Annotated in this window: 18 protein-coding genes, 1 tRNA gene and 1 pseudogene; 14 read left to right on the forward strand and 6 right to left on the reverse strand. The window is 46.1% G+C overall.

The genetic code is table 11. The features are described from left to right. The first annotated feature begins 426 nt into the window (after positions 1–426). Positions 427–1053, forward strand: coding sequence for a COP23 domain-containing protein (locus AAFP11_RS24075; protein ID WP_341739307.1), 627 nt, complete (start codon positions 427–429; stop codon positions 1051–1053). Between the two features lie 479 nt (positions 1054–1532). Continuing rightward, positions 1533–3305: a precorrin-3B C(17)-methyltransferase gene (cobJ, locus tag AAFP11_RS24080; protein ID WP_341739308.1), complete on the forward strand. Its 1773-nt coding sequence runs from the start codon at positions 1533–1535 to the stop codon at positions 3303–3305. Between the two features lie 175 nt (positions 3306–3480). Here cobJ and AAFP11_RS24085 read toward each other — a convergent pair whose 3' ends face one another. Together AAFP11_RS24085 and AAFP11_RS24090 are read right to left on the reverse strand one after the other, a co-directional pair. Next, positions 3481–4356, reverse strand: coding sequence for an Rpn family recombination-promoting nuclease/putative transposase (locus AAFP11_RS24085; protein WP_341739309.1), 876 nt, complete (start codon positions 4354–4356; stop codon positions 3481–3483). A gap of 369 nt (positions 4357–4725) precedes the next feature. Continuing rightward, positions 4726–5220 (reverse strand): hypothetical protein, encoded by a 495-nt coding sequence (locus tag AAFP11_RS24090; RefSeq protein WP_341739310.1) that lies wholly within the window; start codon positions 5218–5220, stop codon positions 4726–4728. A 199-nt stretch (positions 5221–5419) separates the two neighbouring features. Here AAFP11_RS24090 and AAFP11_RS24095 point away from each other — a divergent pair, with 199 nt between their 5' ends. Together AAFP11_RS24095 and AAFP11_RS24100 are read left to right on the forward strand one after the other, a co-directional pair. Next, positions 5420–5638 carry a hypothetical protein gene (locus AAFP11_RS24095; RefSeq protein ID WP_341739311.1) on the forward strand — a complete coding sequence of 73 codons (219 nt, stop codon included), beginning with the start codon at positions 5420–5422 and terminating at the stop codon, positions 5636–5638. A 113-nt stretch (positions 5639–5751) separates the two neighbouring features. Continuing rightward, positions 5752–6756, forward strand: coding sequence for an MvdC/MvdD family ATP grasp protein (locus AAFP11_RS24100; RefSeq protein ID WP_341739312.1), 1005 nt, complete (start codon positions 5752–5754; stop codon positions 6754–6756). Between the two features lie 333 nt (positions 6757–7089). Here AAFP11_RS24100 and AAFP11_RS24105 read toward each other — a convergent pair whose 3' ends face one another. Continuing rightward, positions 7090–7953, reverse strand: a complete 864-nt coding sequence (locus AAFP11_RS24105; RefSeq protein WP_341739313.1) for an Npun_R2479 family HD domain-containing metalloprotein — start codon at positions 7951–7953, stop codon at positions 7090–7092. A gap of 835 nt (positions 7954–8788) precedes the next feature. Here AAFP11_RS24105 and AAFP11_RS24110 point away from each other — a divergent pair. The 7 genes from AAFP11_RS24110 (at position 8789) to AAFP11_RS24140 (ending at position 16572) form a co-directional block, all read left to right on the forward strand. Next, positions 8789–9601, forward strand: coding sequence for a cobyrinic acid a,c-diamide synthase (locus tag AAFP11_RS24110; RefSeq protein ID WP_341739314.1), 813 nt, complete (start codon positions 8789–8791; stop codon positions 9599–9601). 492 nt (positions 9602–10093) lie between these two features. After that, positions 10094–11245: a glutamate--cysteine ligase gene (gshA, locus tag AAFP11_RS24115; protein ID WP_341739315.1), complete on the forward strand. Its 1152-nt coding sequence runs from the start codon at positions 10094–10096 to the stop codon at positions 11243–11245. Between the two features lie 247 nt (positions 11246–11492). Next, a complete protein-coding gene (locus AAFP11_RS24120; RefSeq protein ID WP_341739316.1) occupies positions 11493–11954 on the forward strand; it encodes a tRNA (cytidine(34)-2'-O)-methyltransferase in 462 nt (153 codons plus the stop codon). A gap of 584 nt (positions 11955–12538) precedes the next feature. After that, positions 12539–14980 (forward strand): peptidoglycan DD-metalloendopeptidase family protein, encoded by a 2442-nt coding sequence (locus tag AAFP11_RS24125; RefSeq protein WP_341739317.1) that lies wholly within the window; start codon positions 12539–12541, stop codon positions 14978–14980. A 138-nt stretch (positions 14981–15118) separates the two neighbouring features. Next, positions 15119–15191: transfer RNA gene (locus AAFP11_RS24130), tRNA-Met, on the forward strand. Positions 15192–15315: 124 nt separating this feature from the next. Beyond that, positions 15316–15915: a peroxiredoxin gene (locus AAFP11_RS24135; protein WP_341739318.1), complete on the forward strand. Its 600-nt coding sequence runs from the start codon at positions 15316–15318 to the stop codon at positions 15913–15915. Positions 15916–16032: 117 nt separating this feature from the next. Then, a complete protein-coding gene (locus AAFP11_RS24140) occupies positions 16033–16572 on the forward strand; it encodes a redoxin domain-containing protein (RefSeq protein ID WP_341739319.1) in 540 nt (179 codons plus the stop codon). On the opposite strand, the gene AAFP11_RS24145 is transcribed toward AAFP11_RS24140, so the two are convergent. Beyond that, the gene (locus tag AAFP11_RS24145; RefSeq protein WP_341739320.1) at positions 16552–16764 is read right to left on the reverse strand and encodes a hypothetical protein; all 213 of its coding nucleotides are present in this window, start codon (positions 16762–16764) and stop codon (positions 16552–16554) included. The two genes, AAFP11_RS24140 and AAFP11_RS24145, sit on opposite strands and share 21 nt — an antisense overlap. Positions 16765–16879: 115 nt before the next feature. Here AAFP11_RS24145 and AAFP11_RS24150 point away from each other — a divergent pair. Then, positions 16880–17098: pseudogene (locus AAFP11_RS24150) on the forward strand (zinc ribbon domain-containing protein); the annotation flags it as partial. 32 nt (positions 17099–17130) lie between these two features. On the opposite strand, the gene AAFP11_RS24155 reads toward AAFP11_RS24150, so the two are convergent. Then, complete coding sequence (locus tag AAFP11_RS24155; protein ID WP_341739321.1) at positions 17131–19008, reverse strand: penicillin-binding protein 2; 1878 nt, start codon at positions 19006–19008, stop codon at positions 17131–17133. Positions 19009–19095: 87 nt separating this feature from the next. Continuing rightward, the gene (locus AAFP11_RS24160; protein ID WP_341739322.1) at positions 19096–19677 is read right to left on the reverse strand and encodes a hypothetical protein; all 582 of its coding nucleotides are present in this window, start codon (positions 19675–19677) and stop codon (positions 19096–19098) included. Positions 19678–20265: 588 nt separating this feature from the next. Between AAFP11_RS24160 and AAFP11_RS24165 the strand changes: the two genes are divergently transcribed. Both AAFP11_RS24165 and glgB read left to right on the forward strand, forming a co-directional pair. Beyond that, entirely contained in the window at positions 20266–20526 is a 261-nt protein-coding gene (locus AAFP11_RS24165; protein WP_341739323.1) for a serine protease, read from the forward strand. A 608-nt stretch (positions 20527–21134) separates the two neighbouring features. After that, the gene (gene glgB, locus AAFP11_RS24170; protein WP_341739324.1) at positions 21135–23429 is read left to right on the forward strand and encodes a 1,4-alpha-glucan branching enzyme; all 2295 of its coding nucleotides are present in this window, start codon (positions 21135–21137) and stop codon (positions 23427–23429) included. Positions 23430–23815 lie beyond the last annotated feature (386 nt).

Consider the following 23815-nt stretch of genomic DNA (forward strand, 5'->3'; position numbering starts at 1 on the left):
AGCCGTAGTTTCCAGAACTCGTCCTACTGATGAACCGGAACAGCAGTACGTTTCTTTGCAAGATTTAGTCGATCGAGCTTTGAATACAGCCCCAGCGCCTGTGAAAGCCCAACCAAGCAATCGAGGTATTTAAGTACAGGACTTATGCAGGCACAGGAACAAGCACAAAATTAGCTTAAGAAAGCGAATTTAAGCCTCCGAGACTATAATCCCCGACTTCTCCTTTCCCAGAAGTCGGGGATTTGTGCTTGGGCTGTGAGGAGTCGAGGATTTAAGGGCGATCGGTGTGGCCCTAAATCCACTAAAATATATCCGGATGCAACTACCAACTAGCAGAATCTAAAATATGTAGGAACACTCAACAGCAGTGTACCTACAAATATGACTTCCTACATAAATCTACCTGCCTCAGATCCAGGAGTTATCATGAAATTAAAATTTGTCGCACCTTTATTAGCATCCGCTTTAGTTTTGACCGGTACTGCTGCATTTGCAGGTCAAGGAAAAACTCGGCTGATCACCAATACTTTAAATGACACTACAACAACATTTCAGTGCGTTACTTCCGGTAGGAATTTTGTGACTATTGCGCGACGGGGAAATGTGACGACAGATCCCATAATTCTGTGGAAATCTAGGGAATTCGGACCAGAATTTACACCTTGGCAGCGTTGTCAGATTGTTTCCAACAGATTGACCAAAGCAGTTGCGGACAACGGCGGCCGCTTGACTAACTTACAGTTAACAACAGGTACGATTAATAACCTCCCTGTGGTTTGTTATGTGAATGGAAGAGGGCGTTGCAATTCTCAAAATATCTTGTTCACCTTGGATAGCAAAAATGCTAAAAATCCCAGTGAAGTTTTAAGCAGATTAATTAATTTCGCCCAAGATGGCGGTGGACAGGTAACAGTTTTGAGAACCAGAAACCCAGAGCAATTATCTTCCCAGCAGTTTATTCCCTTTGGCGATTTGGTCGATCGCTCTTTTCATTCAACTACAAACAAACCATCGGTTCCCGCCGAAAAACCAGAGAGCGATCGGGGCATTTAATATTTAATATCAAATCCGGTAGCATCTGAATAATTCAGATCTCTATTAGACATCTCCCAAAAAGCTTGTCAAGAACAGGCAGGCGCCGTCCTGAGCGTAGCGTCGCCCTGAGCGTAGTCGAAGGGTCGAAGGGTCGAAGGGATGCCTGTTCCACAATAATTATGGGAGATGTCTATTCTCGGACTCTGTGTCCTCTGTGTTCTCTGCGGTTAAATCATTCCGATGTAGCCGGAAACGATATAATTTGTTGGTAGTAAGGACTTTAGTCATTAACAGATTCCCAGGAAGAGCCTGGGAATCTGTCATTTATACTGAATTTTAATCAAAGTAATTAGTCATAAAACACTACCAAAAATTCTATTTTATGCTAAATCTTCCTTCACGCCCTTTGCATCTTCGCGGTTGATTAAATAAATATTATTTGACTAAAAAGCGATTAAAATAAAGAAACAAATGCAAACATAGCCATACAGACAACAGTGAATCGAGTTTCTCCCGCCATTGTAATTTTAGGTCAAAACAGCCAGCCGATCGCCCGCAAAATCGCCACACTTTTCCCCGGTTCACTGATTTACGGTTTGAGCGATCGCACAACCGATGCCGATATCAACATTACCAACTTCGGCGAAACCTTGCGGGAATTATTTACAACCGAAACCCCAATTATCGGCATCTGCGCCGCCGGAATTCTGATTCGCACCCTCGCCCCACTGCTGTCAGACAAACGCGCCGAACCCCCTGTCTTAGCCGTAGCCGAAGATGGCAGCGCCGTTGTACCATTGTTGGGCGGTTTGCACGGGGTGAATGACTTGGCCAGAGAAATTTCTCAAGCCCTCGGCGTGCAGCCAGCCATCACCACTACCGGAGATATCCGGTTTCGCACCGCCCTACTCAGTCCTCCCCAGGGCTATAATTTGGCCAATCCAGAGGATGCCAAAACTTTTATTTCAAATTTGCTCGCCGGGGCGAAAGTACGCATTGAAGGCACAGCCAACTGGCTCTTGGAGAGTAATTTGCCGATCGCCCCCGACGCAAAATTGACTATTCACATCACCGAAAAAGCCATAAAACCAACACCAGATTGTTTGGTTTACCATCCCAAAACAGTGACAGTCGCCCTCACGCAAATATCCAATATTCAGCCAGAAATAGCGATTTTACTTATCCAGCAAGTTTTGGCAAAATCTGGTTTATCCCTAGCTTCAATTGCGGGCATTTTTGCCATAAAAAATGACATGGGCAGTCCGGCGCTGACAGCGATTTCAGATTATTTTAAAGCCCCCGTCCGTTTCTTCAATCTATCAGAACTGACAGAATTTGACTCGGTTAAATTAATAGAATATAACGCAAATTTTGATGTGACGGCGGCACAAATTGCCCTGACAGCAGCCGGTGCAAACAGTCAGTTAGTCGGGTACGATCGCCTCAACCAACTCAGTTGCGCCATCGCCCTGGCAGCCCAACCCCTTGATGCTGAGGCGATCGGCATTAGTCGCGGCCAACTGGCGATCGTCGGTACTGGGCCAGGCGGCGCGCCCTGGATGTCCCCGGAAGTTAAGGAAATTCTGCGGGAAGCTACGGATTGGGTAGGTTACAAGTTCTATCTTGATTTGGCAGGAACCCTGCGTCCTGGCCAGCAACGACACGATTCTGACAACCGCCAAGAGATCGATCGCGCCCGTTTTGCCCTAGATTTAGCAGCATCGGGAAAGTCTGTCGCCGTGGTTTCGTCGGGAGATCCGGGGATTTTTGCCATGGCGGCGGCGGTGTTTGAGGCGATCGACCTCGATAGCAAACCAGAATGGGATGGTATCGATATCCGTGTCGCACCGGGCATTTCTGCCATGCAGGCCGCCGCGGCTGCCATCGGAGCACCTCTGGGACACGATTTTTGCGCGATCTCGCTTTCGGATATTCTCAAGCCTTGGGAGGTGATTGAACAGCGAATTGCTGCGGCTGCGGCTGCTGATTTAGTCATTGCATTCTACAATCCCATCTCGAAACAGCGGATTTGGCAATTGTCTAAGGCGATCGAAATTTTGTTGCAAAGTCGATCGGCTCAAACCCCCGTAATACTAGGTAGAAACCTCGGCAGAATAGGACAATCCGTGCGCGTTTGTACACTAGGTGAATTCCAGCCCGAAGACGCGGATATGAGAACTTTGGTAATTATTGGTTCCAGTCAGACTCGGATTATTCCCCGCAAATATGGAGATGTTTGGGTTTACACCCCCAGACGATATCAGAAATAATCAGCCCTTGAGTGGACGGGGCAGGGCTGTTTCATTCTTTTGTAGGGGCTGCCCCCCGTGGCTGCTCCAGTCTCACCAAACACCTATGGGGGCAGGGCTTCGCGCATTCTATTTTTGACTGAATACAATCGTCAGGGCGATCGGACTTTTTCCCCTCACTTTCCTCCTGTCATTCCTACCGCAAATTTTGAATATCTTCAACACTCAAACCAGTAGTTTGACTAATAGTTTGATTGTCCAGAACATTCAGAAGTTGCCTAGCAATTTCCAGAGCTTTTTCTCGCATTCCTAGCGCGATTCCTTCTTCTCTGCCTTCTTCTCGCCCTTGTGCGAGTCCTTCTTCAATTCCCTTTCGCAAGATTCCCTGCTGATCCATAATATACCTCTCGCGATCTTCTAAATCTTTCAACTCTTCAGCATTCAAATTAGTTTCATTAGCAATCGCAAAAGCTTGTTGTATTTCGGAGACATTTTCCATTGTGGACGGCACTACTTCCAAACTGGGGGCATTTTTCATAAAATAAACCCACTTATCAGTCAAAGTTTCCAACTCATCCAATTGTTTGTTGAATTTCGGCAATTCAATAAATATCATTTCCATCCCTGGGTCTGGATACTCAAATAAACGTTCTTTCTCCTTGAACAAAAAGTGAGAAATTACTTCTCGGTCATTGTCAAACATTTCAAAATCAGTAATTGTCAAAGCAATTACAGGTTTTAACTTAAAGTAACCTTCACCGCGCATCAGTTGTGTCGAGTAAGTTTTCGCAGTATTGTAAACCACCCGTTTCGCAAAAGATTCTACATTTAAAACTTGCATCTCGATAATTACAGTTGCGCCATCTGCAAGTCTGGCTTTGACATCCAGGTAAGAGTCTTTGAGATACTGTACTCGCGATGCTAAATACGGGTCAATAATTTCTAAGTCGGCGATGGTGGGGTTGCCATCATAGATCATGGCATTGAGAAAGCTGATTAAAATTGGTTTGCTTTGATTGGAGCCGAATATTTTTTTGAATGCAAAATCGGTTTTGGGGTTAATGAATCTCATGGTCAATCTATGTTAAAGTAGTTTACCTATAGCAATCCTAAATCATTTGTGAATTTCTTACTCCCGGACCTTAATAAGGGGAGGGTTGGGGTTGTGAATTTCTTACTCCCGGACCTTAATAAGGGGAGGGTTGGGGTGGGGTAAAAAACTTTACGACTCCTGCAAGGATTGCTATATTATTTTAACTCATTGGGAAAATGGATGGGGCGAGTTACCAAAACTAGATATTTCATGCTCTATCCAACCTTGAGCCGATCGATAATGAAGTCCATCAGCCATTAGCATTTGCTCTATCTTCTATTAGATATCTCCTCAAAAGGCTTTCAAGAACAGGCATCCTGCCTGTTCCACAATAATTATGCCAGATGTCTATTCTGTCAAATCGACTTGTCGAATCTCTTCCAGCGTCATATCCAAGCATTGTGCTATCTGCTCATCGCTCAAACCTACTGCTTGCAAACGTTGGATAGCCTCAATTTTCGCCCGCTGCTTTCCCCGTAAAAACTCAGGCGACTCTTCCTGTGATGTGCAGACATTCAGAGATCCGATTACACTACCGCTACCAACATTGCCATTACCAAAGATAGTGAACTTGTGAATATTAACAATCCCTTTCCGTAATAATACCGATCGCAAATTTAACTTATTAACCTCTTCTCCGAAAGCATCAGAGAACAACTGCCATAGCTCGTAGCCGATATCTTTAGCATAACCCTCAGTACAGTTCAGTCCTTGGGCAATATCGCCATACTTTTGCCGCTTCAGAACGCCCTCAATCACCCCAAGTTGCATATCATCTAAATGCTTACCAGTTTTCGCAAAGACCACTTCATCTGCAAAAGCCAGTGCTTCTTGAACGTTCATCAGGTTTCCTCACAACCTCGCAACCATACAATTATAACCGTCAATATCCGACTATTTTCGCCTTAAATACAAAAACGGTTGAATCGGTCTTAAAATTTTCTACATTATCCGACTTTTTTCGACTTTTTTCGACTATACAAATTAATGTGCAAGTTGTATTGTGGTCAGTGTCAAACCATCACTCAATAAAAATTAAGTTATGACGACTACCCAACTCGCTCTCGACAAAAAAGCAAATCCTTTGATGATGCACCTCAGCATCTCGCCCAAGTACGGCATTTCCGAAGAGCAAGCTAGCTACGATCCCAGCACGCAAACTTCTAATATCACCTCCATGAGCGGCTCCTGGTCTACTGTTAGTGGCTCCACTTTTAAGTGGTTTGAACCTAGTGATGACGACCAGCAAGAGGACGACTAGATTTTTGTCTGCTTAACCGATTATTTTTATCGCCCTTTCGTTTTTTGAAAGACTTGTATTAATTTTTGCATTACAGGTCTTTCATTGTCAACATTATTTAAATTTATTTAGTTATGACCGACCTTTTAATCGTGACTTGCGAGACAGACATTCATGCAGATGTCGTTATCAACGAATTGCAAAAATCAAATATTCGAGCAATTCGATTGAATTCAGAAAGTTTTATTAAGAAAAGCAAATATGCTTACTCGTGGCAAGCTTCGGGCAATCCCAGTCAAAGTTTTTTGTCCTTTGAAGACTCCTTGAAAGAAGCTCAAGATATTGGCGTGATTTGGTGGCGCAAACCACAAGATTATCAAGTGTTTCCAGAAGTTGATGATGCTTGGGCTATCAAGTATTGTCAAGAAGAAACAGAATCTTTAATGTATTCTCTTTCTGGACTCTATCCCAAAGCTAGATGGGTGAATAACTACTACAAAATTAGATTGCCATCCCATCGCATCAACCAAATCCCCATTGCTCAAAAAGTGGGAATTACTATCCCTCCAACACTCGTCACCAATTCCTACGATGCGGCTTGCAACTTTGTGACACAACAGGGAAAGTGCATTGTCAAACCGATGCGCTACTCTGGATTCTTACATGATGACAAGCAGTACGCTTGCTACACTCGCCCCATTGATGTAGAAACACTCTTAGAATTTCAAGAAAGCATTCGATTAGCACCAGTTTTTATTCAAAAACGCATTCAAAAAAAAGCTGAATATCGTGTTACATTAATTGGCAAGCATGATTTTGTCTGCCGCATTGATGCCAAACATACCAAGGATGCAGATGTAACCTTAGATTGGCGCGTCACCGAACCGGATAAACTTGTTCATGTTCCCGACAAGCTACCAATGGATTACCTCAACAAACTTCATCAAATGCTTGACGAATTTGGTTTAAATTTTGGTGCATTCGATATCATTCGCGACGATGATGATACGCTCTATTTTATCGAACTCAATCCCAACGGACAGTGGTATTGGATCGAAATTCTCACTAAAATGCCTATGGTTCGTGCAATGGTCGAACTCATCGAAGATTTAGCGCTGCAATATCAACAGGATTGCTGAATTCGATCGAAAATTATATCGTTTCCGGCTGCATCGGAATGATTTAACCTTACTAGAACGCAGAGAACACAGAGGGAGATAAGAGAGATGAATAATTCCGATGTTACCGGATTTGATATTACACATTTTATTGGGATTGCTTTCCTTCGGATCGCTTCGCTAAGGTTCCTCGCAATTACAAGGAATCAGATTAACCATAATATCGTGGCCGGGGCGGGTTTATTATATTGTAGATTATAGGCAATTATGGTTGGTGAACCCGCCCCTACAGGAATTATGTAAATTGACCAGACATGATATGAGATTGCTTCGTTCCTCGTGGCCGACAAGGATTCAACGAGCTACAGCCACATCCTCAGATATCACCTGAGAATGCTCCACCCGAAACACATTCGCGCTTAAATTAGCCACAACTTGTTTCCCCTGCTGCGTCAGTTCCAAATAGCCGATCGCATCTTTTACATACCGATGAACCACATTCCAATAAAACTTAGGATACCCATCCCGTAAATCCCCCGGATTCCTATACCCCAAAACCTGATTCTGACCCGTTTCCTCAAACTCGTAAAACAACGCAGTAATCTTTTGCAAATATCGCGGATCGCTCAACTGACCAATTAAATCAGCCGCACGAACTAAACCCGGATAATTGACCGTATCTTGATAATCTTCCTCCACCGGCACTGGGAAACGAGTTAGCTCAATATTACGCTTAACCCGCTCCGCATTAATCAGTTTATGACCGCCAAAACGCTCAGAAACAAACATTTTACCGCGATCGACATGATAGGGAGTCAAACTAGCATCCGTCGCCCCCGGAGGCAGTTTTATTTTCCCATCGCCTACCCCCGTCGCATACATCCTCAAATCAGTTTGATCGAGACGGCAAACTCCCTTCACATACCCAATATCGTGACATAGCAAAGCTATGTGGAAATGCAGCCAATCTTCACAAGAAACACCCCCTTCACGAATGTGTTTGCCACGCATAATTTCCTGTCCCACCAAGGTCACTAAAATAGTATGTTCTACATTGTGGTAAAGAGCATCGCTATTGGCAATATTTTGCAAGGCCATATCAGCTACCCAGCCAATAATCTCTCCATAGTCTGACTTGAAGCCACCGTAAGTGTAGCGGTATCCTTCAATCAGCCGATTTATGAAAGCTTTAATCAGTAATTCTGTGGCATTAAACATATTCACTTCCCTGCTCGAAACTAGCGGTTTAAATATTTTTATCCTGGTTGAGGAGAGGCAACAATTTTAGCTTGATTTTTAGCTACTTTTTTCTCTGAATTCCCGTTATTATCTCCAAGCATCTACTAATAGATTATGAACGACGAAGGCTGAAATTAGCTATCGAACAACTAGCCACTCCAGGCGCACCCTAAATAATTGGCATCTATAGGCGATCGAGGTGTCAAACCCTTCAAGCACCACTAAGCCCTGACAATCAAGCTATTTCGTTAAAGAAAATCCCACCTCTGACATCTAACATCCAAAATTGTTTGACATCTTCCGCTGCGATCGCCCTATCGTTGGATATTTCACTCAACAGAACACATTAACAGTATAACTTGGTACAACTACTTAGCTAGGAATCGCGATCGGAAATCTATTCAATCTAACTACTATCCCACTGCATCCGCAAGTCGAGGGGGCAATAGCTAAATCTTGGCAATGATTTTGAGAAAAAATACTTAGGGTATAGTTATCACAAACCTCAGTAATTATGACTAATAATAACTCTACTTCATCATCCACTCAATCCGTAGATTCTCAGGTGACGAGGATAAGTCTTTTTTGTGACACCTCGATTCTCAAGAGGCGATCGGCACACCTAATTTTTGTGATTTCAAACCCAAATTAATGTGATCTGTATCACCCATGGGAACTAAAACAGTATATATAATATAAAAAAAATAATAAAATAACAAATTAAGTGCATCTCTCCATAATTCCTGTCCCGTAAATTTCTCTGCGATACATTATCTCCTCCACTTAATCATCTTCATAATCAAGGTTATAGGCAATGATTCAAGCACAAAATAAATATGCCGACCTTTCTCAACGCCGACACCCAGATATCCTAGGGCAAATTCCTCTAGAAGTCAAAGATTGGGCCCAAAGCCTCCCTTGGAACAAGCGCCGCTATCTATTGTCCCTCTGTTATATCTTGTGCGCATCCACTCCCGACTTGCAAGCCGAATTTTTAGATGACTACACGGCAGATGGCTTAGTTTCAAAAATGTTTGAAGATGTAGATACCCTACATCGAGTCAAACAGTATCTGATCAGGTTCCGAGTTAAAAAAGAATTAAACGAATCAGATTTAAGAACTTACATCAAACAATTTTACATCCACTCCGCTCAACAAGTACGCGGGCAAAACGACCAGTATTTAGAATCGGCACTTCGTTTCGTTTTGAGTACAGAAGAACGCAATAATGTTTTCAACTACATTTTGGGTTTTGAATTCATGAAAATAGTATTTCAAATGAGCTGGTTGCAACACGAACGATTGGCGAGACTACAAAAAAATCAGTACCAGTTTATCGAAACCTACATCAAGCCGATTCAACACGCACACAAAATCAACGGTATCATTGTCCCAAAAGATGAAAAAATATTTTTTGCTAGGCGCGTCTATTACGTTCAACAGCCGAATATTTCCTACAAAAAACTAATTGAATTAGTAACCGCAACTTTTACCACAGAAATGGTAACTAACTGTGGATTTTCTATCAGTCGGCACGCTCAAGCTTTGCACTTTGACTACGATTATATCTACAATCCAGAGCCGGAAGAAGCAAGATTTCCAACGGAATTGCAATTTATTTATTGATAATCAAGCAAATATAGGCTTTCGAGCTGTCCTATGAGGTACGAGCGAGAATTGATAATTGGTAATTGGTAATAGGTAATGGGTAATAGGTAATGGGTAATTAATAATGCCCTATAGCCTATGCCCCATGCTTCGACCCGCTCGCGAAGCCGAAGGACTCAGTACAAGTTACCCATTACCCATTACCCATTATATCAATTCTGGTTGTATCGGAATTGATATAACCGCGAAGGCGCTAAGGACGCGAAGGAAGAGAAGAGAGAGTTTAATACAGGACTATGAAGAGAGGATTTTATATTACCTATTACCCATTACCCATGCCCCATTACCCATTACCCATTACCCATTCTCAAATTTCTTAGTGCAAATCCATAGCACCTAGATTTCCTGGGAAGAGATAAAAATGGGCAACTATGCCTTGTGGAGGATAGTCTGAAATGGCCAATTTTTGGGATAATAAACAGCAGCACTCAACTTAGCTGAGGAATCAACGTGCTGGTATCAAAAGGTTTTGAAGTAGAAATGTATACCGGCACGCCAGAAGGTGATGTTGTCGGTCTCTCCGATCGCATAGTCGCTGATTTAGAGGGATTTGTACGAGAACCCGATAGTCGCAATGTAGAATACACGACGGCCCCACTATGCAGCTACGATCGCCTGCTGTGTGCCCTAGTCAAGCCGCGAGTCCGGCTGCGGCAATATTTAAAACAATTGGGCGACTATACCTTACTGCCGGGAAGTACCCTCTCTCTGGGAGGGAGCGATCGATTTTACAGATCGGACCCCAACAACCCCTACCACACCTACATCGAGCAAACCTACGGCACCAAAGTCGTCACCGCCAGCATTCACATCAACATCGGCATCGCTCAACCAGAAATGCTGATGCGGGCAATTCGCCTCGCCCGCGTGGAAGCACCCCTCTACCTGGCCTTGAGTGCTTCCTCCCCTTTCCTCGATGGCGAAGTCACCGGCTATCATTCCACCCGCTGGGGTTTGTTTCCCAAAACTCCCGCCATCGTCCCCCTGTTTGAAAGTCACAAGCATTACATCCAGTGGACTGAGGAACAGCTACAACTCGGTACCATGCAAAACGTCCGCCACCTGTGGTCTGCCGTGCGCCCCAATGGCGATCGTCGCCCCTACTGTCTCAACCGCCTAGAACTGAGAATTTGTGACCTTGAAGTCAATCCTCTTGCCCTGTTAGCCATTACAGCCTTGCTAGAAGCTCGGATTGGGCAGATGATGGAAGACCCCAGCTTAGACCCCTTAGAACTGTCCACCTTCCCCGCCGCTACCCGCAACCAAGACTTAGTTGCTCTCACCGATGCCAACGAAATTGCTGCATCTCGTCACAGTTTGGATGCAGAACTGCGACACTGGCAAGATGGCAGAACTATTCTGGCACGGGATTGGATAGAGGAAATTTACCAGCAAGTCTGGCCAATTGCCAAAAAAAGTGGCTTTAGCTGCTTTCTCTCACCGCTCAAAAAGATTCTGCGAGAAGGCAACACCGCCCAGCAGTGGTTAAAACTCCATGAGAGTGGTTTGGACACCCGCAGTATTATTCGGCAAGGGATTAATGGTATGGTTCAACAGGAATGGGAACTCGAAGATAACTTGTGCGCCCAGTTAGTTGCTTGAAAAGACAATTTCCCGACAAATCAGAATATTTAATCAATCGCGTCAGACACAGGTTATAAATAAAAGCTATGGTTGTCTCTACCTTTGGGTAGATTTTTCTGCAACTACCAAGACGGTGAAGACGCTCTTAATGGCCCAAACCATTAGACATCTCCCTTCTTGCTTTTTCCTGAATTTCCCCCCTGCCCCCCAACGGCGGAGGGGGGGTGACTTCTTCGTTCTTGCTTCTTCCTTCTTCTATAGCTTCATGCCCCAACTTGTCTTGATTCACCCCCAAATCCCCCCCAATACTGGGAATATCGCCCGCACTTGCGCAGCCACAGGCACTGAATTGCATTTGGTCGGGCCACTGGGATTTGAAATTAGCGATCGCTACCTGAAACGGGCTGGTTTAGATTACTGGCCCCATGTCAACCTCCACATTCACGAGAATTTAGAAGCTTTTCTGGCTTGTCAGCAGCAACGGGGAGGACGCTCGATCGGATTCAGCACAGGCGGGCGATACAGTTACACGCAATTCCAGTTTCTTGCCAGCGACTGGCTGATGTTTGGCTCGGAAACAGTCGGCATTCCTCAATTTGTCTTAGATGCCTGCGATGCCACAGTTTTTATTCCCATGAGCCAGCCGGGAGTGCGGAGTTTAAATCTTTCTGTCAGCGCCGCTGTAGGTTTATTTGAGGCAAAGCGACAGTTGGGCGAACTGGGATAAAGAATCATCTATACATACACATATAGATATTTAATAGCTTTATACCTCTAGGAAATCTACATCAAAATATAAGAAATTTGTATCAAAGCTGTGAGAATCTAAACAGCCAAGATTAATAGATCATATTGAACCAAAAAGAGATTGTTATCATCAATACCAAAATGTTTCAAAGATGATTGAGCAAGCAAAACAGAGTTTTTGAGCGTTCTAGCGTTCGAGATGGAACTTAGAACCCATAGTGGCGCTACATCTAGTAAATATACGGTTGTAGTTATTTGCGAAGTTAGGATAGAGTGCGATCGTTAAAGATCTTACTCCTAGCCCGCAGTGGCGAACAGATATTTTATCTATTTGTTCTAGCTATTGCCGTGTAAGGGTTTTGGGTGCGATCGCCGCATAATTTACCAGAAAATTTAATTTTTTTGGCTCTCCGAGCTTGTCTAAATTAAAAAATCAAGGTAATCTTGCCTAAGCATGATAGCTGTCAACAATCAAAATATTTTTGTTTGTTGATAAATCAGTGTCATGCAATCCCTTGCGTGTTTCCAAGGACAGTTAGCGCTTCTCAGTAGGAGGTCGTTTTTTTGAAACGAATATATCCCCAAAAAAATCAGCCTGTTAAGGCTAGTGAAATCGACAGAGACGGTTCTACAGAACAGTCCAAACAGACAACGCTAAGCACTGGCAGAGTTCGCTCTCTAGCCACGCTCGGACTTGCAATATCGGTGGGTGCTTCCGGCATCTTGCTGCCGAGAACCGGGGACAGCGCTCGCGCGTCCGAACTCGCACCGACACCAGAACCCACCGCGGAAGTACAGCCAGCGTCGGCTAACGAAATCCCTACCTCTGTAGGTGATACTTCCCCAGTTGCATCAGCAGCTCAACCTGATAAGCAGGTAGCGGTTAAGGTGCAACCAGGACAAACTCTGTGGGAGTTATCACAGGACTATGCAGTTGCTCCAAATGCACTAGCAACTGCTAACGGCATTAAATCCGAAACCTTACTCCAAGTAGGGCAAAAACTTACAATTCCGTCGGCGGATGTCGTCGCACCACAACAGAATGTCGGCAACACCCCAGACGCAGCAGCCGAGGAAACCTCCCAGGTCAATCCCGAACAAAAGTTAGATTTAACAGGCTCTGAGCCTGCTTCTAGTCCGGTGGTGCAATCAGGGGAGCAATCAACAGCAACGATCCCCCTCGGAACTCCCACACCGGAGCCAAACTCCAGCTTCGTGCCCAATCCCAACGGGGCGATTGAGAGTTTGAAAAAACAGGAAAACCGGACAACAGCAGTGGGTCAGACCCAGTTAGAGTCTGAGGGAGGAACGAGTTCATCTACATCATCGGCTGTATCCTTGCAGTCGCCTGCACCGACGCAGGCATCTTCCACCTCTGCAACGCCAACGGGTATCCCGAATAGCGGGTTTGCTCAATCATCATCTATTGAACAATCCCTGGTAACACCCAGTTTACCCTCTGCTGTGGTAGTTGCCCCAGCAAACACTACATCGGCACCGACGGATGTATTGTACCGTGTCCGTCCGGGAGATACCCTAGACGCGATCGCCTCATCTCAGGGCGTGTCGGCACAAGACCTGATCGCCGTCAACAAGCTCGGCAACCCCAATTTACTCAATGTCAATCAACGGCTGAAAATTCCGAAAGCTGGGTCAAACAATCCAGCGGTACAAGCATCCGTTTCTATTCAGGCATCTAACTCTACATCTGTCTTTTCGGCAGCTTCGGTTCCCGCATCTTTGAACCCCAGCTCGTCTACCCCAGAAATTCCTGGTGCTGGCGTTACAGTATCTGCGCCCACAGTACCGATGGTCTCTCCCCTGGCGAACTTGGAAGGTCTGAACAATATTTCAGCGCCGATGGTTCCCCAAATTAACAACATCCCGCTAACTCAAGTTTCTCAAACCATTAGCGACCCTGGGAAGTTGGAGCTTCAAGGCGAACCAAAATTCACCGGTGCTGTTGATACCAGTGCGCTACCAATGCCAGCCACTGCCAGCTCTACCTTGAATGCTGCATCAGCCCAGCCTGCTAACTGGACACCAGTTGTCAGCACCCAGGGTTTAGCCACCGATGGAGCTAGTGTTCTACCGGATTCCTCAGCAGCGACTACTCCATCGGCAGAGGCTCTGAATCCTTATGCTGAACGCTTAAGGGCGGAAGTCGTCCGGCTACGAGAGGAATATCGGGCAGAGCGAAATTCGATCGGTCCCAATTCGGTAGCCCTAGCTCCCACGCAAGACCCAGAGGCTCAAGTCCCTGGCGGCAACTTGTCTGAGGACAGCGAACGTCTCAACCCCTATCTCTACACCCCAGAGTACGCTGGAACGGTGCAGAATGAAATCAGCAGACCCCCGTCGAGAGTGTGGAGCCAGGAGGTTCAGAAGCAGCAGCAAGAGCGTTTTGACCCCGCCCGCGCCGCCCAATGGCAACCGATCGACCTGACACCGAACTCTAATTTAGAACGGCCCGTGGTGGCGACTGCTCCCTTGGGTTCCCAGGGTTACGACCCCCTCAGCAATCCCTCTTTGGGACAGATGGTTTCTCCTGAATTGCCACCCCTTTCTGGCGCTGATACCTATCTGCCTAACGGTTCAAAACAGTCGGCCAATGGGTTTATTTGGCCTGCTAAAGGTGTTTTCACTTCCGGCTACGGCTGGCGTTGGGGACGGATGCACAAGGGTATTGACGTTGCAGGACCGATCGGCACACCCATTGTCGCCGCCTCGGACGGGGTAGTAACCTATGCACAATGGAACGACGGTGGCTACGGCTATCTGGTGGAAATTACCCATCCTGACGGCACTGAGACTGTCTATGCCCACAACAGCCGGATTTTGGTGCAAAAAGGTCAGAAAGTTGCTCAAGGGGAACAGATTTCCGAAATGGGGAGCACAGGCAATAGTACCGGCCCTCACTTGCACTTTGAAATTCATCCCGCCGGATCGGGAGCTGTCAATCCGATGGCTTTCCTGCCCAAGGATGATTCCAGCGCTTCTCGCTAAGCATTTGTTTCAAGTTATGGGTTTTGATATATCAGCAAAACTCATGACTTTATTCGTTGGTCATTACAAATAATGTAGTCAAGCAGCTATCCCTAAAACGCCCTACCGTGCTACGATAGTAAATCGTGAACAGGTTTTGGCTCAGTGGCGCAGTGGTTAGCGCAGGGGACTCATAAGCCCAAGGTCGCAGGTTCAAATCCCGCCTGAGCCATAATGTGATGACAATCAGCACGCTCTCAAAACTGAGAGCGTGTTTTTTATTTTGATTTAAGGTAACTGTACTCGTTATGACTATGATATATTTGTAACAGTTCGTAAAAAAGGAAACAAAATCTATGACGAGTGAATGCCTCCGGGTTGGTCAGGCTGCCCCAGACTTCGCAGCAACAGCCGTAGTGGATCAGGAATTCAAGACTGTTAAACTGTCTGACTATAAAGGCAAAAAATATGTAGTCCTGTTCTTTTACCCCTTGGACTTCACTTTTGTCTGCCCAACAGAGATTACAGCATTTAGCGATCGCTTTGAAGACTTCAATAAACTCGATACCGAAATCCTCGGCGTATCCGTTGACAGCGAATTCTCTCACCTAGCTTGGATACAATCAGACCGCAAATCCGGCGGGGTTGGCGACCTCAACTATCCTTTAGTGGCTGATATCAAAAAAACAATTAGTGCCGCCTACAACGTGCTTGACCCAGAAGCAGGCATTGCCCTCAGAGGTCTGTTTATCATCGATAAAGAAGGCATCATCCAACACTCCACTATCAACAACCTTGCCTTCGGTCGCAACGTGGATGAAACTCTCCGCACTCTCCAAGCTATTCAACACGTCCAGTCTCACCCCGATGAAGTTTGTCCCGCTGGCTGGCAGCCCGGTGACAAGACTATGACTCCCGATCCAGTTAAGTCTAAAGTCTTCTTTGCTGCTGTCTAAATTGATAGTTTTGAGTTTTGAGTTTTGAGTTAAAGAGTTTTTAATTCAAAGCTCGAAACTTTCCCTCAACTTCCCACTTCCCCAATTCCCCAATTCCCAATTCCCCAATTAGGAAATATGCTGACTTCTACTGATTTTAGCGGCTTGTTAAATCAGCGGTTTTTCCAAAATTTATTGCCTGTCCCTGCTACTAATTCTCTGAAACTGGGACACAGAACCCCTGATTTTGAATTGCCGGATCTCAATAATGGTAAATTAGTACGGCTATCTAATTATCGCGGCGATAGGCCTGTGGTTCTGGCTTTTACTCGGATTTTTACTGAAAAGCAATATTGCCCCTTCTGTTTTCCTCATATTAAAGCCTTGAATGAAAACTGGGAAAAATTTGCCGATCGCAATATAGAATTATTGATGGTGACAAGTACCGACGAGCGGCAAAGTCAGATAGTGGTTAGAGATTTAAGCTTAAAAATGCCACTGTTGAGCGATCCTAGTTGTCAAGTTTTTCGCGCCTATCAAGTCGGTCAAGCTTTAGGAGCGCCTTTGCCTGCTCAGTTTGTTTTGGATGCAGATGGAAAACTTCTATTTAAACATTTGTTCTCCTTTATCGACCACAATGCTAGTGTGGAAACTTTGTTAAAATCTATTCCCTCTTGACACTCCACCACCGGGGGCGAACAATCTGGCAATTGCTGTGCCACCCCCGATGTCTAGGACACCGTTGGCATTGTTGGGATACCGCCACATCCATCGCCCCAGTGCCAAGTCATAAGCACCTCGACACTCGTCAACCGCTGATACAGAGCGAATTGTAGTTAAGCATTCGTGGCCGTTGAACGTAAATTCCATCGTGGTGTTGATGTCTAGCAAATGTCTAGCAAATATCTAGCAAATGTCTAGCAAATATCTAGCAAAGGAAACAGGCAACCATGATCCAAACCCAGACCAAAATTAACGCTTGGGGACTTCCAAAACTTGTACAAAATGCGGTCATATTCATAGAAAGTTAGGTGGCTCTAAAACTTTTAGATGTCCCAACTGCGGTTATGAAATACCCCGCGATTTTAATGGCGCTTTGGGGATTTTCCTCAAAGCTTTGTGGGATACCACCATACTCTCAGACGTGTCTGATGAGTGTGCTATATTCAGATTTTTACCGATTGTCGGGGATTGTCTGGATTAAAACTATCAGAGCCCTTGAACTATGGTAGCCTCCTATTTCTTACTAGGAGGAATCTTCTCAATACTAATCAGCGCCTCCATCACCGACTCCACAATCGGTGCCGCTACAGTCCCTCCCGAACCCCCCTTCGGCTCATCAATCACTGCCAAAACCACATACCGAGGAGCCTCCACAGGCATAATTCCGACAAAGCTAGTAATAATCGCCTTGTTAGAATAACCACCACCACTAGCCTTTTGAGCCGTACCCGTTTTCCCTGCAATTCGATAGCCGGGAATCTGTGCAGCCTTCCCCGTACCGCCATCCACAACAGTTTCCATCATCTCTAACACTTGCTTAGTGGTTTTAGGTGAAAAAACCTGCTTCGCTACAACCCTCGGAAGCTTCCAATAAGCTTGACCTTCGCGATCGAAAAGTCCCCGCACTACGTGGGGAGTTACCAACTTTCCACCATTCGCCAAAGCCCCATTAAGCTGCACCAATTGAATCGGAGTAATTGAAAAACCTTGGCCAAAAGCAGTGGTAGCAACTTCCACCGGAGAATTGATAAATTGCTCTCGATTTTTGAGCTGACTGGTTACTTCAAAAGGCAAATCAGTACCTGCACTTTGTCCTAGTCCTAGTTTTTCTAAAGCTTGATAGTAAAGAGAAGACTTCATAGTTCTCATAATGTGTACCATCCCCACATTACTAGAATGTTTTAAAATCTCTGTAACCGTCGAAGGACCCCGCGCCCCTGCTGACTGATAATCGGAATTTTGAATCGGCCAGATACCCATGTAAATTCGACCTTCATCGTTAAACACGCTGTTAGGTTTGACAGCACCAGCTTCCATGGCGATCGCCACATTAATTGCTTTAAAAGTCGAACCTGGTTCGTAAACATCAGTGACAGCCCAATTTTTATAACGTTCCAAACCAAAATTAAAATACTGATTGGGATCGTAGGATGGTTCGGCCACCATCGATAGCAACTCTCCATTACGGGCATCCATCACAATCACTGTGCCCCGCTTCGCCCCATGTTTCTCCATTTTTTCCCTCAGAGCAATCCGGGCTACCCGCTGCAAACGGCTGTCAATCGTCAATTGCAATTTCAAGTCATCCAACTGGACAAATCCTGCCGTCAGTCGATCGGGAAGCCAATGCCCATCGATCGACTTACTAAATTGAATTGACGGCATCGATCGTTCCAGCAAATTCTGCTGACTGTATTCTACTCCTGCTTGCCCCTTCCGCTCTCCATCGACATAACCCAAGACATCGGCTACCAATTCCTGCTGCGGGTAAAAACGCTGCTGCTGTCGCACCAATTCCAACCCATCAACGGGACTATTTTTAATCAGCATCCGCCCCACTCGATCGGCAACTTCTTGAGCCAAGGAATCGGCGATCGTAATACCACTTTCGGCCAGATTAAACTTTTGCAGCAATTCAGTTTCCGCCGTATTACCCGCCCTAACTTTGATGGGGAGCATGGGAGCCAAGGAGGCTGCGATTTCTGCCTTGGTGTGCTTGAATAACTTCGGGTGAGCGTAGAGCGTGTACACCTGTCGGTCGATCGCCAACACATTCCCATTGCGGTCAATAATCGGACGTCTGGGTACAAAGGGCTTAGTTTTCAAAGTCTGTTGCTGCTGGGCTTGTTTTTGCAGCGCTGGCCCTCGCGTCACCTGCAAATAAAACAAATTCACAGCTAGCCCTAGCCCTCCTAACATCAACACGGCCCACACCGCCCACAAGCGAAACTTGCTCAGTTTTAAGCGATTCATCGGTGGCCGAGGCGGGCTACCAGGCTTGCCAGAAATAGCACTTTTCGTTGGTTTAGCCCATCGAGTGCGATCGTCCGGCTGTTTTGAACCTTTCGAGTTGGGGGATCTGTAGCGGTCAAAACGAGGATCGTAGCTCATAAACAATAAGTCATTAGTTAGTGGTTATTGGTTATTTGTTGGTTGTTCGTCCTAACCAATAACCGATGCCCGATGCCCCATTCCTGATTAATAACCTAGGGGAGTTTCCACAGTATCTGAACCCTGGGCTCCTGGGGCGGGAGTTGGTGGGGTCGCCGCTTGGGGCGATCGACCAACTGGGGTTGGCTGCAAGAAAATTGTCTCCCCAGGCTTCTGTGGGGCCAAACCCGTTGCTGGATTTTCCGCGTCTTTAGCCAGTTGGTGTTTCAAGACTTCGCTGGCGGCACTCAACTGCTGTTCTCGGAGGCGCAGAGTTTCCAACTTTTGATACTCTTGACTCCAGCGTTGCTGGCCGTAGACTGTCAAGCCGTAGACACTTAAAGCTCCGCTCAACAGCAGTATAACTGCCACAGAAGAAGCCCGTTGGACTCCCAGGAGCGATTGGAGCCACGCCGGATATACGCGATGATGCGGCAGCACTTTGAGTACAGATGCTTCCTGCCGAGGCTGTGTTTGAGCTGTTTCTGCTGGGGAGTAGTTGGGTAATACTGGCCCTGTTTTTACCCGCCTGCGTTGAGCAATGGAAGTAACTTTGCTGTTGGCAGACCCAGAGGCGGGTTTGCGAGCCGCTTTGCGGCGAGAATCCGTGGTTCTGATAGCAGCAGTCATAGAATTCACCAATACTTGACTTAGGTTAGGATGGCTTTTGGAGCGATCGGATATTCAATGGTGGCAATTGGAGCTAGATCGGTTATCCTTGCCAAGGATACCTCACAAACCAACTAACCAATCCTATCACTGGTCTATTTTCCTGCTTCTTTTACCGGAAAAAGAAAAACTTTGCCATCTTAGGATACCCGGAAGTAAAACAAATCCTTGAGCCGATCGGCAGTAAGGCCAGCTATACTTCCTGACTATAAAACCCTGTAGAGGTCAATCATCACGATACCTCGAAGCCAAGTTCAACATATCCTCAATGGGTCTGTTGTCAGCCCACAAAATAATCTTTGATTTGATGTGGGAATATGTGACTAAATGCAGTATTGTAATCAACGAGCGAATCGTCGCTCGATTCGTGCCAGCATTGGTTCTCCAGTAAACCATTCCCTATCTGTAGCTGCTCTACCAGAGTGTTACTGATAGAAGCCACGGAATCTCGCCGGGAGCGATGAGATTTCTGATTTTACGGTTCAAAACCGCTCACTCGTTTTCATCCCTGCTCTAAACAGACAGGGTTTCCAACCTAGGAGATTTTTTATGAACAAGGGATTAATTCGTCTGACTTTGGTACTAGGCTTAGCCGCCACTCTTGGCGCTTGCGCTGGTGAAACTGCCCCTACCGCTACTCCTTCCTCTGCTGGTGAAGCCAGTCCTCCTCCTGCTTCTGCTCCAGCACCAAAGGAATCTCCAAAGACCGCTCCAGGGGCTGAGAAGTCTCCAGGGGCTGAAAAGTCTCCCGCAGCTACTAAGTCTCCTGCTGCTAAAGAATCGGCTTCTCCTGCTCCTAAAAAGCCCTAACCACGGCGATCGCGGAGTACAGCCCCAACGGGCCTAGCCTGCTGCTAAAAAATCGTTCGCTTCTCACATTTTTTTATCACACTGGTCTGGGCCTGATGTTGGGTGTTGGTTTTTGTCCGATCTCGAAGGGACAATGGATGCAGAAACAATTCTGAACAGAGTGCATTGTCAAGTATCCAATCAAAAAAATTGTGAAAATAAATAATATTAGCCTGTGGCTATTTTCATGATTGCTTGTACTTAACGCCGATAAGTGGCTGTGTGAACAGGAAAGAATTTAGACCTAAAGATTGATCTAAAATCGATCTAAAAACTTTAATACAGTAGTTGCCATACCACAAGACAAAGTAAAAGTCAATAGTATTTAGAGAAATATACAAATCTTTCAATTTGTTTTAAGATTTTGATAATTAGCCCATAGCAAAACCAAGCTCAACGGCAGGTGAAAACACTTGACCGAAAGCCGGGGTCAGAATGCGATCGGGCAAAATCAGGCTGATTCAGTGGTAGGATGAGCAAGAAAAAATGTAAAAAAATGTAAAGTACCACGTCGAGCCAACTTTTTCTTTTCAAAATAATTAAATTAAGTGATTGAGGTAAGTAGTTTTATGCCCGCGACTGTCCCATTTGAACAGATTGACCGGATTGTGGGGAATCAGCACCACGATCCCTTTGAAGTGCTCGGCCCCCACGCGATCGAGGAAAACGGCAAAAAAATCTGGGCCGTCCGAGTTTATCTGCCCAATGCGGATGCGGTATCAGTGGTGTTGCCAGCATCGAGAACGGAACACCCGATGCAGTCAGTACATCACCCTCATTTTTTTGAATGTGCGATCGAAATTCCCGAACTAGCTAACTACCAACTGCGAGTCAAAGAAGGAGAACACGAACGTTTTATCTACGATCCCTACGCCTTTCGATCGCCCAAACTCACAGAATTCGACCAGCATCTATTCTCCGAAGGTAATCACCACCGGATCTACGAAAAACTAGGGGCGCACCTCACCCAAGTAGACGGCATCCCAGGAGTATATTTTGCAGTTTGGGCGCCCAATGCGCGCAACGTCTCAGTTTTAGGCGATTTCAACTATTGGGACGGCCGCAAACATCAAATGCGGAAGTCCCAAAATGGCATCTGGGAATTATTTATTCCGGGACTCGATGCGGGAACTCACTACAAATATGAAGTGAAAAACCAAGACGGACATCCCTATGAAAAGTCAGACCCCTACGGTTTCCAGCAAGAAGTACGACCAAAAACAGCATCCATAGTCACAGACTTAAACACCTACACTTGGAACGACAGCGCTTGGATCGAAAAACGGAGGCAGACAGACCCCCTGACACAGCCGATTTCCGTTTACGAATGCCACATCGGTTCTTGGCTCCATGCCGCCAGTGATGAACCTTCAGTGTTGCCAAATGGTGACATAGAAAGGCTCGTCCAAGTTTCTGAACTGAAACCAGGGGCCCGGTTTCTGACTTATCGGGAATTAGCCGATAGACTAATTCCTTACGTCAAAGATTTGGGATACACTCACATCGAAGTTCTACCAGTGGCAGAACATCCTTTCGACGGCTCTTGGGGTTATCAAGTGACGGGCTATTTCGCCCCAACATCCCGCTACGGCAAACCAGAAGATTTCATGTATTTTGTTGACCAGTGTCACGCTGTGGGCATTGGTGTACTGGTGGACTGGGTACCGGGACATTTCCCCAAAGATGGACACGGTTTGGCTTTCTTTGATGGAACTCACTTGTACGAACACGCGGACCCGCGCAAAGGCGAACACAAAGAGTGGGGAACCCTGGTATTTAACTACGGCCGCAACGAGGTGCGGAATTTCTTAGTATCTAACGCTCTTTTCTGGTTCGACAAATACCACATCGACGGAATTCGGGTAGATGCCGTGGCTTCCATGCTGTATTTGGATTACTGTCGGGAACCGGGAGAATGGCTGACTAATCAGTACGGTGGCCGGGAAAATATTGAGGCGGCAGATTTTCTGCGGCAGGTGAATCATGTAATTTTCAGCTATTTCCCTGGTTCACTGTCCATCGCCGAAGAATCTACCTCTTGGCCGATGGTCTCTTGGCCGACCTATGTAGGTGGCTTGGGCTTCAATCTGAAGTGGAACATGGGTTGGATGCACGATATGCTCGACTATTTCCACATGGACCCTTGGTTCCGCCAGTTTCACCAGAACAACATAACTTTCAGTATGTGGTACAACCACAGCGAGAATTTTATGCTGGCGCTATCCCACGATGAGGTAGTCCACGGAAAGGCTCACATCATTGGGAAAATGCCTGGAGATGAATGGCAAAAGTGTGCAAACGTGCGGTGTTTGTTTACTTTTATGTTTACTCACCCAGGCAAGAAAACCATGTTTATGGGGATGGAGTTCGGTCAGTGGCAAGAGTGGAACGTTTGGGGGGATTTGCAGTGGAATTTGCTGCAATTTGAGCCTCACCAAAAGTTGAAGCTGTTTTTTAAGGATTTGAACAATCTGTACCGCAGCGAATCAGCACTTTATAGTCAAGATTTTGCTGAGGATGGGTTTGACTGGATTGATTGCAGCGATAATCGGCACAGCGTCGTCGCTTTTATACGTCGAGCTAAGGATAGTGACGAGTTTGTGGTGACTGTTTGCAATTTTACGCCGCAGCCGCACTCTCATTATCGCGTCGGAGTGCCGGAGGCGGGTTTCTATACGGAGTTGTTTAACAGCGACGCACGGGAGTACGGTGGCAGCAATATGGGCAATTTGGGGGGCAAGTGGACTGATGAGTGGTGGTTCCACAATAGTGCTTATTCGATCGACTTGTGTTTGCCGCCTTTGGGTGTGTTAATTTTGAAGCTCGATCGGGCAAAAACAGCAGCAAAATCTCAAGAGTTTTGATGACGGTTGATAGTTGACAGTTGACTGTTGACGGTTGACAGTTGACTGTTGACTGTTGTTAGTGGCCGAAATTAGGATACGGCAGTGCCCATTGGTGTCAACTTAACGTCAAACCTAGTCACAGATTGCTGTTTGACTATTAAATCCAGATCCCCCCTAGCCCCCCTTCCCAAGGGGGGGACAAGATTCCGATCAAAGTCCCCCTTCCCCCATCCCCCCTTGGGGGGGGCAGGGGGGGGTGGGGGGGCTAGGGGGGGGTGGGGATTTAGGGGGATCTAGACTTAGGTAAAAGCGACATTTATCAAGGCTTTCAGTCTTAAGTTGACACCAATGGGCAGTGCCGTGTCCCAATTCCCAATTCCCAATTCCCAATTCCCAATTCCCAA

The sequence above is a fragment of the Microcoleus sp. CAWBG640 genome (genome assembly GCF_020883015.1).
Lineage (GTDB): Bacteria > Cyanobacteriota > Cyanobacteriia > Cyanobacteriales > Microcoleaceae > Microcoleus > Microcoleus anatoxicus.